This window comes from Serratia sp. PL17 (assembly GCF_017832355.1).
Lineage (GTDB): Bacteria > Pseudomonadota > Gammaproteobacteria > Enterobacterales > Enterobacteriaceae > Serratia.
Genome location: NZ_JAFIBY010000012.1, coordinates 1 through 14,004 on the forward strand (window position 1 = coordinate 1; position 14,004 = coordinate 14,004).

Annotated in this window: 15 protein-coding genes and 1 pseudogene; 6 read left to right on the forward strand and 10 right to left on the reverse strand. The window is 60.4% G+C overall.

The features are described from left to right. Positions 1-391, reverse strand: a 391-nt coding sequence (gene msrB, locus JOE25_RS24950) for a peptide-methionine (R)-S-oxide reductase MsrB (RefSeq protein WP_209640235.1), incomplete at its 3' end; no start/stop codon positions are given. A gap of 124 nt (positions 392-515) precedes the next feature. Here msrB and JOE25_RS24955 point away from each other — a divergent pair. Next, a complete protein-coding gene (locus JOE25_RS24955) occupies positions 516-1,547 on the forward strand; it encodes an IS630-like element ISEc33 family transposase (protein WP_032425611.1) in 1,032 nt (343 codons plus the stop codon). 145 nt (positions 1,548-1,692) lie between these two features. Here the strand turns inward: JOE25_RS24955 and JOE25_RS24960 are convergent, their stop codons facing one another. Then, positions 1,693-2,568, reverse strand: a complete 876-nt coding sequence (locus JOE25_RS24960; RefSeq protein ID WP_011191349.1) for a LysR family transcriptional regulator — start codon at positions 2,566-2,568, stop codon at positions 1,693-1,695. Between the two features lie 228 nt (positions 2,569-2,796). Between JOE25_RS24960 and JOE25_RS24965 the strand changes: the two genes are divergently transcribed. Genes JOE25_RS24965 through JOE25_RS24975 form a run of 3 tightly spaced genes read left to right on the forward strand, consistent with a single transcriptional unit; the run spans position 2,797 to position 5,650 of the window. Beyond that, positions 2,797-4,029 (forward strand): bifunctional alpha/beta hydrolase/OsmC family protein, encoded by a 1,233-nt coding sequence (locus JOE25_RS24965; RefSeq protein ID WP_004357650.1) that lies wholly within the window; start codon positions 2,797-2,799, stop codon positions 4,027-4,029. Between the two features lie 32 nt (positions 4,030-4,061). Continuing rightward, on the forward strand, positions 4,062-4,625 hold the full coding sequence (gene msrA / locus JOE25_RS24970; protein WP_011191350.1) for a peptide-methionine (S)-S-oxide reductase MsrA: 564 nt from the start codon (positions 4,062-4,064) through the stop codon (positions 4,623-4,625). Continuing rightward, positions 4,625-5,650 carry a zinc-binding alcohol dehydrogenase family protein gene (locus JOE25_RS24975; RefSeq protein WP_004357654.1) on the forward strand — a complete coding sequence of 342 codons (1,026 nt, stop codon included), beginning with the start codon at positions 4,625-4,627 and terminating at the stop codon, positions 5,648-5,650. Before msrA ends, JOE25_RS24975 begins: the two co-directional genes overlap by 1 nt. A gap of 396 nt (positions 5,651-6,046) precedes the next feature. Here JOE25_RS24975 and JOE25_RS24980 read toward each other — a convergent pair whose 3' ends face one another. Together JOE25_RS24980 and JOE25_RS24985 are read right to left on the reverse strand one after the other, a co-directional pair. Continuing rightward, the gene (locus tag JOE25_RS24980) at positions 6,047-6,541 is read right to left on the reverse strand and encodes a MarR family winged helix-turn-helix transcriptional regulator (RefSeq protein WP_004099028.1); all 495 of its coding nucleotides are present in this window, start codon (positions 6,539-6,541) and stop codon (positions 6,047-6,049) included. 557 nt (positions 6,542-7,098) lie between these two features. Continuing rightward, positions 7,099-7,587, reverse strand: a complete 489-nt coding sequence (locus JOE25_RS24985; RefSeq protein WP_004099027.1) for a DUF417 family protein — start codon at positions 7,585-7,587, stop codon at positions 7,099-7,101. 297 nt (positions 7,588-7,884) lie between these two features. Here JOE25_RS24985 and JOE25_RS24990 point away from each other — a divergent pair, with 297 nt between their 5' ends. Next, a complete protein-coding gene (locus JOE25_RS24990) occupies positions 7,885-8,244 on the forward strand; it encodes a DUF6314 family protein (RefSeq protein WP_166479491.1) in 360 nt (119 codons plus the stop codon). A gap of 38 nt (positions 8,245-8,282) precedes the next feature. Here JOE25_RS24990 and JOE25_RS24995 read toward each other — a convergent pair whose 3' ends face one another. Beyond that, on the reverse strand, positions 8,283-9,242 hold the full coding sequence (locus JOE25_RS24995) for a YeeE/YedE thiosulfate transporter family protein (protein ID WP_004099025.1): 960 nt from the start codon (positions 9,240-9,242) through the stop codon (positions 8,283-8,285). Positions 9,243-9,268: 26 nt separating this feature from the next. Further along, positions 9,269-9,691 carry a MarR family transcriptional regulator gene (locus tag JOE25_RS25000; protein ID WP_223296479.1) on the reverse strand — a complete coding sequence of 141 codons (423 nt, stop codon included), beginning with the start codon at positions 9,689-9,691 and terminating at the stop codon, positions 9,269-9,271. Positions 9,692-10,058: 367 nt separating this feature from the next. Here JOE25_RS25000 and JOE25_RS25005 point away from each other — a divergent pair, with 367 nt between their 5' ends. Further along, the gene (locus tag JOE25_RS25005) at positions 10,059-10,955 is read left to right on the forward strand and encodes a LysR family transcriptional regulator (protein WP_011191354.1); all 897 of its coding nucleotides are present in this window, start codon (positions 10,059-10,061) and stop codon (positions 10,953-10,955) included. On the opposite strand, the gene JOE25_RS25010 is transcribed toward JOE25_RS25005, so the two are convergent. The 4 genes and pseudogenes from JOE25_RS25010 to trbF all read right to left on the reverse strand — a co-directional run. Continuing rightward, complete coding sequence (locus JOE25_RS25010) at positions 10,952-11,188, reverse strand: DUF2274 domain-containing protein (RefSeq protein WP_026227538.1); 237 nt, start codon at positions 11,186-11,188, stop codon at positions 10,952-10,954. The two genes, JOE25_RS25005 and JOE25_RS25010, sit on opposite strands and share 4 nt — an antisense overlap. 2 nt (positions 11,189-11,190) lie before the next feature. Further along, positions 11,191-12,411, reverse strand: a complete 1,221-nt coding sequence (locus JOE25_RS25015) for a TrbI/VirB10 family protein (RefSeq protein WP_011191355.1) — start codon at positions 12,409-12,411, stop codon at positions 11,191-11,193. Continuing rightward, positions 12,408-13,457, reverse strand: a complete 1,050-nt coding sequence (gene trbG, locus JOE25_RS25020) for a P-type conjugative transfer protein TrbG (protein ID WP_129941811.1) — start codon at positions 13,455-13,457, stop codon at positions 12,408-12,410. Before trbG ends, JOE25_RS25015 begins: the two co-directional genes overlap by 4 nt. Continuing rightward, a pseudogene (gene trbF, locus JOE25_RS25025) lies at positions 13,454-13,774 on the reverse strand (conjugal transfer protein TrbF); the annotation flags it as partial. The gene trbG and the pseudogene trbF, both read right to left, overlap by 4 nt. Between the last annotated feature and the right edge of the window lie 230 nt (positions 13,775-14,004).

Sequence of the window (14,004 nt, forward strand, 5' to 3'; positions counted from 1 at the left end):
CGTCGCGCGGGATGAAGCGAAGGGACGCAGAGTTGATGCAGTAGCGCAGACCGCCGCGGTCGGAAGGACCGTCCGGGAAAACGTGGCCCAGATGGCTGTCGGCGTGTACCGACCTGACCTCCGTCCGGACCATGCCGTGTGCACTGTCCCGCACCTCGTTCACGTTTGCCGGAACGATCGGCTTGGTGAAGCTGGGCCAGCCAGTACCCGAATCGAACTTGTCCGTTGAAGCGAACAGCGGCTCTCCCGACACTATGTCGACGTAGATGCCAGGCTCCTTGTTGTCGTTGTGCTCACCCGTGAAGGGCCTTTCGGTCCCCGAATCCTGGGTAATCCGGCGTTGCTCGGGGGTCAGGCGGTCAACTGCTGCCTGTGACTTCTCAAACTTCATGATAGTCTCCAATAATTAATCTAAATAGATGCGCGGAATAGTAGATCACTGAAAGGGAACTCAGCCCGGATTGTGCGATCTGATCAATCGCCAAACCAACCAAAACCACCAACCGGACTGAGCGATGCCGATCATAGCACCAATACCCCGTGGCGAACGACGCCTGATGCAGAAAGCTATTCATAAAACGCGCGATAAAAATCATGCCCGCAGACTCACGGCCATGCTGATGCTTCATCGGGGTGAACGGGTCAGCGATGTTGCCAGAACTCTCTGTTGTGCTCGTTCATCCGTTGGTCGCTGGATTAACTGGTTTACGCACTCAGGTATTGAAGGCCTGAAATCCTTACCCGCAGGGCGCTCCCGACGCTGGCCTTTTGAACATATCTGCACCCTGTTACGTGAGCTGATAAAGCATTCTCCCGGCGATTTTGGTTATCAACGTTCACGCTGGAGCACCGAATTACTGGCATTAAAAATCAATGAGATAACCGGTTGCCAGTTACATGCAGGAACCGTTCGCCGCTGGTTGCCATCTGCGGGGCTTGTATGGCGCAGGGCCGCGCCAACTCTGCGTATCCGTGACCCACATAAAGATGAAAAGATGGCGGTAATCCACAAAGCGCTGGATGAATGCAGCGCAGAGCATCCGGTATTTTATGAAGATGAAGTGGATATCCACCTTAATCCTAAAATCGGTGCGGACTGGCAGTTGCGCGGACAGCAGAAACGGGTAGTGACGCCGGGGCAGAACGAAAAATACTATCTGGCCGGCGCACTGCACAGTGGCACGGGTAAAGTCAGCTACGTGGGCGGCAACAGCAAAAGTTCAGCGCTGTTTATCGCTCTGCTGAAGCACCTGAAAGCCACTTACCGGCGGGCGAAAACAATCACGCTGATCGTTGATAACTACATTATCCATAAAAGCCGCGAAACACAGCGCTGGTTGAAAGCAAATCCCAAGTTCAGGGTAATTTACCAGCCGGTTTACTCGCCGTGGGTGAATCATGTGGAACGGCTATGGCAGGCACTTCATGACACGATAACCCGTAATCATCAGTGCCGCTCAATGTGGCAGTTACTGAAAAAGGTCCGCCATTTTATGGAAACCGCCAGCCCATTCCCCGGAGGAAAACATGGTCAGGCAAAAGTGTAGCGGTATTAGGCGCAGCTATTTAGAGAGCTCGACACACTGTCATTTATCTTTGCAGTCATTGCGCCGACTATCGCAGTGCGCCCCAGATTTATCCAATACGCTGCGCGTATAGTTTCCATAGCGCCGAAGCTCTTCACGTCGTGATTCAGTTCCACTCATACCGGGCTGCCAGCTGCGCGATGTTCCGTATCTCGACCGTTGCCGTGGAGCCGGATACTGTCGCGATCACGACTTCGCGCTCCAAGACAAATCCGTCGATCGGCCGAGTGACGAGGCCTTGCACGGTCGGCGATCGTTCCGGAAGAATGCATATGGCGTGGCCGTCAGCGACGACCCGTTGCACCCAGTCCTCGCGATCTGATCGAAAGCGAGGTCGCATGAGCAAGTCCCGTCGCGCGAAGTGATCGAGGATCCGATCGCGAAACTCGCATTTCAGGCGATCGACGAAAGGAAACTCGAGCAGGTCTTCGCCGCGCACGATCTCGTTGGCAGCCAAGGGATGGTTTGCAGAACAGCCGAGCACGAAGCGCTCCCGAAATAGAGGATGCACATCCAGCTTGCGTTCCGGTCTTGTTTCACGCGGCATGATGCACGCGTGGTATTTTCCTGAAAGCACCTCCGATGTGTCCTCGTTCGACTGGAGCGAGTGCAGCTTGATTTCGATGGATGGCATCTCCGCCAATGCGCTCTCGAAGAATGCCGTAAATTCCTTTGGTCCGACGGTGGGCGCGACGGCGACATCCAGCACGCGGTGCCCCCCCATCGCCCAGTGCTCCGAGTGATTGCGAACGCTCTTCATCGCGACCACCATGCGCCGGAATTCTGCCTCGACGTCATGGCCAAGGCCAGTCAGGCGGCTGTTCTTCCCGTCGCGATAGATCAGCGGCCCGCCAAGCTCATCTTCCAAGCGGCGGATCGCGCGGGTCAGACTTGGCTGTGACACACCGCTCAAGCGAGCGGCCGCTGTGAAATTCAGCGTCTCGGCCAAGTTGATGAAATAGCTGACTTGATTGAGTTCCATAGTCCTTTGGCCCACGCGCCTGACTGATACCTCTTCCGTGAGACCGCCTTTGGAAAGCAGGTCGCAGAAGTATGCTTGGCGCATATAATCATGGTATAGGGGCTTGTCTATATGCGCCAGACATATAAATGATAGCCTGAGATGACGATTACCGGTTGGCGGTGCGCTCCGCTCAGCTCCGTCGAAGGTTCTGAGAGCGCAACCGCCAAGCCGCGTGCTGGAGGTTTGATGGACATGGCAGGAAGATCATTTACGTTTGTCAGTGGGGCTGGCTCTCCGCTGTCCGGGCACCTCGAACCGCCGGAAGGGACGCCGCGGGGCTGGGCGATCTTCGCCCACTGCTTCACGTGCGGGAAAGACAGTCGCGCCGCTGTTCACATCTCGCGCGCGCTGTCGCGTGCGGGCATCGGGGTCTTGAGGTTCGATTTCGCCGGGACCGGGATCGGCGGTGGGACGGGAGAACCTGTGAACTTCGCGTCGGACGTCGAGGACCTTCGGGCCGCCGCAAATGCGATGGCGGCGGCGGGCATGTCACCGTCCCTCCTCGTCGGGCACAGCCTGGGTGGCACCGCTGCGATCGTAGCCGCCGCCGACATGCCTGATATTGCGGCGGTAGCGACGATTGGTGCGCCGGCCGACCTTCAGCATATCTTGCGCCTCTTCGGACCGAATGATCTGGACACCATCGCGAGCGAGGGCGAGGCCTCGGTGGAGATTGCCGGTAGGCCCTTCCTCATTCGCCGAGGGTTCCTTGAGGCGGTTGAGGGGATCGACGTCGAGAAGGCCATTGCCTCCCTGCGACGGCCGGTGCTGGTCATGCACTCTCCGCTGGATCAGGTGGTCGGCATCGACCACGCGTCGCGCATCTTCGTCGCGTCCAGGCACCCTAAAAGCTTCATCTCGCTCGACAACGCGGATCACCTTCTCACCGACGTCGCGGACGCGAACTACGCCGCGGCCATGGTGGCGGTTTGGGCGAGCCGCTTTCTCCCACCACTCAGCGCGGATCTTCCGCAGGTCGAGGTTGCGGAGGGCGTCGTCTCCACCGAAACTCTTGCAGGGACGTTCCAGCTCAAGGTCCGCAGCGGCGAGCACACTCTGTTCGCCGACGAGCCAGCATCGGTCGGTGGCCTCGGGACCGGACTATCTCCCTACGAACTCGTATCTGCCGGCCTCGCAGCCTGCACGGTGATGACGATGCGTCTCTATGCGAACCGCAAGGGCTTTCCGCTCGAACGGGCGAGCACGACCGTGCAGCACGAGAAGGTGCCGGACATGATGCCACCCGACCGGTTCACCCGCACCATTGTCCTCGATGGGCCGCTGAGTGATGATCAGCGCGCTCGGATCCTCGCGATCGCTGATCGGTGTCCCGTCGATCTGAGTCTCATCCGGGGTTCGGACGTGCAGACCGAGCTCTTGAGCGCCAGTCAGGCTGCGGATCCCGCGAGGCTGGCTTGACCGTGGCGCACACGGAGGAGGGCGAACGGACTGTGAGCCAATCGCCTACCGGCAATAGGGCGGCCGCGACAGAGCGAGCAATTCTCGCAGGCGGCTGCTTCTGGGGCATGGAGGATTTGCTGCGCCGAGCCAGGGGAGTCATTTCGACGCGTGTCGGTTACACAGGCGGAGAAATGCCTGATCCGACCTACGCGAGACATTACGGCCATGCGGAAGCAGTGGAAGTGACCTTCGACCCTTCCGTTCTCGCCTATCGCTCGCTCTTGGAACTCTTCTTCCAGATACATGACCCCACGACCTACGAGCAACAAGGCAGCGATGTCGGTCCGAGCTATCGATCGGCGATTTTCTACACCACCGAAGTGCAGAAGGAAGTCGCCCTCACAACCATCGCGGAAATCGAGGCATCAGGAAGCTGGCCAGGCCCGGTCGTGTCGGAGATCAACCCAGAAGAACCCTTTTGGGAGGCGGAGCCAGAGCACCAAGAATACCTGGTGCGCTATCCTGGGGGCTATAGCTGCCACTTCGTGCGCCCGACCTGGCGGTTGGACCGCTCAGACGAACGCCCAGCTGTAATACTTGACAGAAAGAGTTGATGATGACCGAAACCGTGACTAATCAGGCCGCCTGGCAGAAAGCGCCGGGGCAGCCACTGAGGATCGGTGTCACCGCTCTGCCGCATCTGGCGGCGAACGAGATATTGATCCGCAACGCGGCCATCGCGATCAACCCACTCGACTGGATTCTGCAGGACGTCGCGCTTTTGCCATGGCTCGACTATCCCGCGATTCTCGGCAGCGACGTCTCCGGTGAGGTCGCGGCGGTCGGTGGCGCGGTCGAGCGGTTCAAGGTCGGCGATCGAGTCATCGGACAGGCGGTCGGGACAACCGTAAATCAACCTGCGCAGGGTGCGTTCCAGCACCACACGATCGTGCTGGACCACATGGCGGCGCCGATCCCCAACAACATTGCCTTCGCTGATGCGGCAGTCCTCCCGCTTGGCCTTGGCACCGCCGCAAGCGGGCTCTACGGACGGACACAGTTGGCTCTCGCGCCACCGTTACACTCGCCGACCGCGCGTCCAGAGGTCGTTCTGGTCTGGGGTGGATCGTCGAGCGTTGGCTGCAACGCCATCCAGCTCGCGGTGGCGTCGGGCTACAGGTGCGTCGCCACCGCTTCGGCGCGCAACGTCGGCCTGTTGAAGGAGCTGGGTGCAAGCGAGGTTCTTGACCACTCGAGTCCAGCCATCGTGGAAGACGTGATTGAGGCAATGCGCGGGCGCAGTCTCGCTGGAACGCTTCACGCGACCGGTCACATGAAAGACTGTTTTGCCGTAGTTGCGAGATGCGAGGGCTCGCGCCGGGTGGCAGCGACGCTGGCCCCGCCCGACGAGCGTTCATTTGGAGTCGAGGCGACGCACATCTCCGGGACGAGCCTCAAGGATGACGAGGTTGGTCCAATGATCTACCGCGAATTCCTGCCGCAGGCTCTCGCGGCGCGCACGTTCGTCCCCGCCCCTCCGGCGAAGATCGTGGGCCAGGGCCTTGAAATGCTCCAGGCTGCCTTGGAAGCCCTGAAGGCGGGTGTATCCGCAGCGAAAATCGTCGTTACCCTGCCTTGAGTGACCAGCCAGGCGGTTTTTCGCGTTCGCAGTCTGAGGTGGCCCGCACTTTGCCGATTGGGAAGCTCTACCGGGAAAACGCGTTTGGGACGCGCGCTGCGCTCCTGCCGGAGCATGCGTTCCCGAAACCTGTTCCCGACTGCTTTTCCCCGAAACTACCTATCGGACATAGAGAAATGGGAATGCAGCGAGTGGTTTGAACGGCCGCTTCCGAAACCGCGTTCCGATCAATTGAGCGGCTAAAAGTGGGGCGATCACCGACATATTAGAATGAGACCGCCATGCCCGATCGGCCGGCTTGACGCGTAGCCAAAAGAATGCGGCTGATGGTAGGCTCGCTGACATTATGAAGCCCCGCCATCTGAGCAGCGTTGAGCTGCCGCAATTGCGAGTCTCCTACGCGTCGTCGTTCTTCTCGCGGTCCACACCTCGCTCATGCAATTCGGCATCGACGGGGCAGTTCGTGCAGCCCTCGTAGCAGCACAAGCGGCAGATGCGGTATGACTGCTCGAGGTTTTCCAAGCGATTTCGGAGAACGCGTTCAGCGATGTCCGATAAGGTTTTCAGTTCGTCTGGATTAAGGATCGATAGCCCTTCGGCAATCACTTGATCGCGCGAGGCCAGGACCTCGTCGCTCGCGACCTTGCCAGTTGGAGTAAGATAGAGGGATCGCGCGCGCCCGTCTGTCGAATGCTCCCTACGCTCGATCAATCCCTCGCTTACCAATCTATCCACCAGGCGAACAGTTCCAGCATGTGAAAGGCCCACCCCGATCGCAAGCATACGGATCGAGAGCCCGGGCTTGTGCGCGAGCAACGCCAGCGCTGAGGCGGCGGGTCCAGCTTCCGGCGCCCGCGATGAACTAGCGCGAACGATGTCGTCGCTGATCATGAGTGCGAACGCCCCGAAAATGTTTCGATCTCGAGGTCCATCCATTGCCACATCTATATGTGCGCGGAGCATAGACAGCAAGCCATACCGTGGTCCTCTTCCTCCGCGCGGCTTGTGGAAAATGTCCTGTTTTAGAAGGGTTTCGGAGGATTTCGACTGATCGAGCGCGCCGAAAAAAACGGGTCCGGCTCGTTAAGGCCGCGGAACCGTTGATACCTGGCGGCTATAGGGCAAGCCTTTTCGCTCGGAATCGCCGTAGGTCGCGCCCGAGAATCACTCCGCGTCAGCGCTGTCATCCAGGCCGCGCAGGTGCAGATCAGCGAGACCTAGCTTGCCCCCGGCGTCGCACTTCCATCGTGTCACCGCGCGCGATCACGATTGTATCAATCCCATTGAGGAACAGTCCGTGCTCCACGACGTCGGGGATTGCGGCGAAACGGGCGAAGACCGCGTCGCCATGCAGCTGAGCGCCTCCGGGCTCGATATCGCGACGGAGCATCCATGCCCCGCGGAGGTTCTGCAGGATTTGCACGCCCGCCGTCACGAGAGGACCACAGTCACGAGAGCACAAGCGCCCCTCTGTGGCGGACCGAAGCACGCAGCAGCACGAGGGACGCCGCTAGCAGAACTGCGTCCTTCAGTAGAAACTGCCCTGGTGCAGCCGAAATCGCAGGAAAGCCGCCGGCAGTCTGCTCCGCGACACCTGGAGTGGTGATGAAAAAGGTCAGCGTGATCAGATAGGTCGCTGCTGACATTAGTGCGCCTAGCGCAGAGAAGAGTGGACGAAATGCACCAAGGATCAGAACGAGACCGGTCGATAACTCGATAACGCCGATGAAATAGCTTTGCCCCTGCGTCCCGAACATGCCGAGCCAATTCATGATCGGGCTGTGTTCGATAAACGGGGCGATACCATAGGCCTCGTACGCTGTGAACTTCATCGCGCCGAACCACAGAAATACGATCACGAGAGCCCATCTAAGCAGGCCAAGATCCCTCCGACCGTGCTCGGGGACAAGAAATTCATAACGGTCGAAAATGCTCATCTAAAATTCCTCAACAGTGGTCCCGTGGGAACGTCACGAACGTCGTCTACGTGCTTCGGGCAGGCGTTGCAGTATATGCGCGACGCATATACCATATACTAATAAGCGAGATATGTCGAGCGGCTGGCTCGCGCTTCGCTGCCTCACGAAGCCATCCTCATCGGCGATGCCTTTACCCAGCAAACGCGCGACCTTTGCGGGATTTTGACTTGATGGGGCTGGCGCTCCGGGTGGGCCTATAGCCCGTTGGCAAACGTCCAGCCTGTACGGATGGACGCGGCCCTGGACGAGATAACCATGCCCACCGAAATCGTAGCAGCGATCGGCGAAGGCGCGCTCGCTTATCGAGAGAGCGGCATTCTCTCACTGGCAGATGGCAGAGTATTCTCCGCGTGCCGGCAGTATCGCTATCGCTTGAGCGAGGACAGTGTTGTCGTCGAGTTCGCAGACGGACCTCATATCGGGACGCAGTTCCTCAGCTTGAGTTTCTCGCGGACGGATACCGGGTTGGAAGCGAGTGGCGTCTATGCCTGCGGAGACGACACCTACCATGCAACCTACAGGATTCTGGGGCCGGCGGCCTTTGAAGTGGTCATCATGGTCCAAGGGCCTGCAAAGGCATACGAGCTAGTCAGCCGATATTCCCGGTCGGGATAAATGCTCATGTCAGGAGGGCAAGTCCTCTGTTGCCCTTATCATGGCCGTGAAAGGCAGCGCCGGAATAACTTACCACGCGCTGCAAATCCGAAGACGATTGTCGTCGTCATCAGAAGGTAGGCGACTATCCCACCAGGTGAAAGAGTCGGAACCGCTGCGAGGATCAACCCATCATTCCCGCCGGGTATGAGCGCGATGCCGATACCCATCAATGTGCCGCCGACGACAGATCGCAGAATGCCATTGGCTGTCGGCAGTTGGAGACGCAGATTGCCTTGGCGAAAGGAGGCGGTTAGGGCGCCTGCGATCGAAGAGATCACCGCAGTGAGCGCGACCTCGCCGGCCGGGGACATTCTGAGAGGAAGGGCGCGTTGAATCACGTCTGCGAAGGTCCAGGCCGGCGAGAGTGCATATAGAAGTCCGCCAGTGATACCGAGTCCAATCATCGAAGCGCCGAACGACCAACCCGGCTTTGTTCGCAGAACGCTCTTCGTGGAAACGAAAACGAGTGCCAGCACGAGCACAACTAGGAAGGCTAGGAGAGTAACGAGGCCTGTTGCGCTCGGTTTGGAGATTAAGCTTGGCCATGTTGAATCGTAGCCGAACCTGCCATGGTCGGCAGCCAAGATACCAATCGTTAATCCCAAGGGTAGAGCTAGAAGTCGCATCTCCCCATCCCCAAGCCGCGCCAGCGATCCGAGCAGGCATGTGTCATTAATGAGTGCGCCGAGGCCGAAGGCGATGGCGCCGATGAGCAGGAGGAAATTGATGCTGGTCGAGGGTGCGAGTGTTGCGCCCAGTGTTCCCGTCCAGACTATCGGGACCGCAACCAGGCCTGCCGCTGCCGACGCTGCGAGAAATCCGACGAACATTTTCGGCGGCTGTCTTCTGTGTAACTCATGAGCGGCCACCACTAAACAGGTTCCGCCTTGGTTCGCCGCATATCCGAACCCGAAGGCAAGTACGCATAGAAGAAGTTCGAGCGCAAACGATCCCATTATTTCAAGCCTGCCTGATCATATCGTCAGCCTTCTGATGCGACGTTCCAGCGTGGCGAGCGCCCCGGCTTAGCTTTACCACGGGAAGGCGCGATCCTGCTGTAGCCGCACAGATGGCAAAGGCTGACCGAGCCATCTTTGTCGAAGCCGTTTGCCACAAGGAGCCGCTCCGACAGCATGCCTAGAATGTCGAGGTCATTGGGCGACAGGGGCGAAATACATTCGGAGATCACCTGCTCCCGTGCCTTGAGCAAGGCGTCCGTTATCTTCTTCCCCGAATTGGTGAGGTGAATGAAGCGCGCCCGCCTGTCGGTGATTTGTCTTCGTCGTTCCACCAACTGTTCGCGCTCGAGCCTATCGATCAATCGCACCGTCCCGGCATGAGAAAGCCCGATCGAGGTAGCCAAAACGCTGATCGGCAGTCCGGGCTCCATGCTGAGTAACACCATCACGGCGGTCCCCGGGCCGCTTGGTGAAAACGAGGCCGAGACACTGGCGATGCTGTCTGCAACGGCCAACGCGAGTGCACCTAAATGGTACTTGGCGACCTCAGGCTCCATACCGCAAGAATATATGCTTCGCGCATAGACTTCAAGCGTGTGAAAATGTATGACCGCCGCATGCATCTATGACAGATTCGGACATGGTCATGCTCATTGAGGGGCTCAGCTCGGATTCCACATCTGAGATCAACGGACGTGCTCGTTCCCCAGGCGCTAGCGGGGGTGGGCTCGATGAAAGTGGACGTGCATGGGTGCCGCTCACCGGGCGCAGGCGGTTCGCCGATGAGACCGCCGGTATGATCGGACGGGTCTCATGCCCGACCTGACTCTTGATCTCCGATACCTGAAGTACGCCGTTCAGGTCGCCGAGGCCGGCAGCTTCCGCCGAGCGGCGGAGCGCCTATCGATATCGCAATCCACCGTCAGCCGACGTGTGCAGCTGTTTGAGCGCCAACTTGGCTTTTCTCTCTTCAAGCGTACGCGAGCGGGGGCAGGGCTGACTCCAGAAGGTGAGCGCTTCCTTCAACAAGCGGTGGTGGGAGCGCGCTACCTTCGTAACGCCGCAACGGAGATCCGCTCCGCGCGGAAACTCAAGACCGGGCTCGTGAGGTTTGGAATGCTTGAAGCGTTCCCGGCGTGCCCGATCATCAACATTCTCTCGGCATTCAGAAATAGACATCCGACGATCGAGGTAAAGCTTGAGGAAGGCACTTCAGAAGAAAACACTTTGGGGGTGAAGCGCGGATTACTGGACGCAGCAATCAGCCTGAGTGCGAGCAAGAGCCCTCAGTTCCAAGTTCGACGTCTCTGCGAACCAGATCTGTTCGTGGCATTGTCCCCGCTTCACGAGTTGGCAGCACGGCCACAGCTGTCGTGGGAGGACGTTTGTGACGAAGTCTTCCTCGTTCGCTCGGATGGCGCTGGGCGTGAGCTCGCTGGCATACTCCGGCGCATGGTGGGCGCCGGAGACGGAGCGGTTCAACTCTCGATCCAACAAGTCAGCCGAGAAACCCTGCTGACGATGGTCGAACAGGGCTTCGGCTTGACCATCACCAGCGTGATCTACCGGCCGGATATCGCGTTGATCCCGCTCCCATCGGCGCGGGCGCCGACGGCCGCTATAATTTCTTCCAGTGACAACGACAACCCGACTCTGCCGCTGCTGCTGAAGTGTTTCGACACCCCCTCTAGAGCGGGGACCACGGATTAATCGGCGCTCCCCGGCGTCAACGTTCGCCTGGCTTTGGCGAAGCCACGGTCTGTCGCGATGAACCGTTGTAACATCGGGACGATTAACCGAGCTGGGTCAACAGCGGACTGACCTTGCTCTCGGCCCAATAGGTGGGCGTAGTCAACAAGGTCCTGGTGGAGAGCTGCAGGTAGCTCGACCTGTACCTTAAGCGGCTTGTCGTCCGCGATGGGGCCTAGCTTAAGCTTCGACATCATCACCCTCCATATGGCTCCAGTACCAAGTCTCGCGTCACGAGAACGCGCACGGGAAATCCGGGCCGAATAGTGATCGTGGGCGCGACGTTGAGCTGACGCCTCACAATCTGCTGCCCTGCGTCGTTGATGGTGTCCTGCCCACCGTTCCGGATCGCCTGAACGAGCTGATCGTCGTTGTCGACCGCGAGTTCGGCGCCGACGCTCAGCAGTGTCGACAATCCCGCAGCCTTGGCCAGATCCCACCAATGGTAATCGACGCCATCCTGCAGCCCGGCGAACCCTTCAGCGTCAGCACCAGGCTGGCGCTCGAGAACGATCGAGCGCCCGTTCGGGAAGACGAGCCGAGTCCAGACGAGCAGGACTCGGCTCTGGCCGAACTGCACGTTGTTGTCGTACTGCCCGACCACACGAGTGCCTTGCGGCACAAGCAAGATACGGCCGGTTGGGCTGTCGTAGATGTTTTCGGTGACCTGCGCGGTGATCTGGCCGGGTAGATCGGATCGGATGCCGGTGATCAGCGCCGCGGATATCACTGCTCCCGCCTGAAGGACGTTCGGCGATACTGGCGCAGCGACGCGATCGGGCGCAACCGTCCTGCGATCGGCCGCGGCGTTCAGAAACGCGTTCTGCCGGTCCTGCGCCGAGGGCGTGGCGGGCGGCGGAGCGAGGCCAATGCTCGCCAAATCCGGCACCGGCGCGAGCGCTGGGGCAGCTCCCGCAGCAGCGGGTGTGCCCCGGCTTTCCGATCCGGAGAAGAGACGGCTGGTGCGCGCGGTCTCGATTTCCTGAAGGCGGCGCTGCTCTTCCGGGCTGATGCCGGGATTGGGCGTGGCCGTCCCGGGTGTGGGCACCGGCTGTCCGCGATCCTGGGTACTAAGGATCGGCCGGCCGAGGTCACCGGGAAGAGGGGGACCGAGCTGTGGCACGCCACTGTAATCTCGCGGCAGGCCGGCCAGTCCGTCAGCGGTCGAGCGGTTCTCGGTCGAATAGAGTTCGTCGTTCGGCCGACCGGCGTCGCGGGTCTGAAGCGCGTAGATCAGCGCACCTCCGAGCCCGACGCTGGCGACAAGACCGAGGCCGGCGAGAACCTTCCGCGACAACCGGGTGACGCGGGGCGGTTCGGCCCGCAGCCGCATCGGCGCAGGCCCGACCGGCTCGCCGGTCAGGGGCTGCGCATCGTCGTCCGGCACTTCCTCAATCCGGGGCGGGTTCTCGCTCACGAGGTCGGCCTCCCGTCTGTGCGGACGATCCTGACGCGCTTCTGCTCGCGGCCGGAGCCGAAGCGAAGTTCGGCAGCCGCGAACAGACGATCAACGATCATGTGGTGGCCGCGAACGCGATAGTTCACGAGCTCAGAGGTGTTGCCCTCGGGGCCGACGACGAAGAGTGGCGGCATCTCGCCCTGACCGATGCCGCGCGGAAACTCGATAAAGACCTGGCGTCCGTCGTCGAAGGCGCGCAGCGGCCGCCACGGCGCACGGTCGCCCTCGATCGCATAGCGGAAGTTGACGTTCGCGAGATCGACGCCGCTCGCCACCGGCTGGGCCGCCTGCGCCTCGGCGTTCTGACGGCGCAGCGCAATGAGCTGGTCTTGCGGATACTGCCATGAGACCGACGCCATATAGGTGCGCTCTGTCGAGCGCCGCTCCATGTGATAGGTGCGCATGTTGGTGTTGATGACGAGGTTTGTCATCAGGTCGGCGCGGGTGGGCTTTACTAGGATGTGGATCTGGCGCGTTGCCCCCGATCCGCTCTCGGTGTCGCCGATGATCCAGCGCACTGTGTCGCCGGCGGCCACCGGGCCTGCGCCGACAAGCTGCTCCCCGGGTTGGAGCGCGATGTCGGTGATCTGCCCGACGGCGGTATAGACTTGATAAAGCGCCCCTTGAGTCCACGGGTAGACCTGCATCGAGTTAATGAAGCCGTCGCGCACCGGCTGGACTCGTGCCGCCTCGTTTGCCTGGTTGACGCGAGCGGTCGGATTAGAAGGCTCCGGGGCACGCCGCGTCTCCTCCACACGCTGCAATTGGCCAGGCAGCGGCAGCGGCCGGGGCAGCTCGACCACGGTGACCGGCGCGGGTGGATCGACGGTCTGCACCGCCGGAGCCGCATTGTCGTAGGAAATCTCCGGCGGCGGATTGGTGGTCGCGCAGCCCGCGAGCGCGGTCGCCGCTAGCAGAACGACCGGGAATGCGGCTCTACGGAGAGCCGGGAGTACGTGTGTGTGTGAAGCCGGGTTTCCGGCTTTACGGAAATACGGCTTCATTGCCCAAGCTCCCGTGACCAGTTGATGGCGTTGACGTAGATGCCGAGCGGGTTCGCCCTGAGCCGGTCGGCGTTTCGGGGGATCTGCACGACGATCGTCAGGATCGCGGTCCAGCGCGTGGTCTCGGCGAGCTGGCCATTTTCGTATCGGCGCTCGACCCAGGCGACGCGGAAGCTGTCCGGGGACGCGCGGATGACGCTGGAGACGTCGACAGCGACCTGCTGCCGGCCGACCCGTGTAAAGGGGTCGTTGGAGCGGGCGTAGTCATTGAGCGCCATGGCGCCGCGGTCAGTCGTGAAGTCGTAGGCGCGCAGCCAGGGGTCGTCTCAGAAAACGGAATCTATGGTCACTCCCGTTTTTGCAACACCGATTTTGACGACAAGTTGGCTTGCTTGAATCTATCCGGCGTCTGAATGGGATTTTATTCCCGCGCCTTGATGAGTTCCGCGCCTGATGAACCTCCAGAAAATATACGGCTTCAATGAGCCTTTCCGTTTTACAGGTTCCTCAACAGGCCGGTGGGCCGTTAGTATCATCAATATCAGTA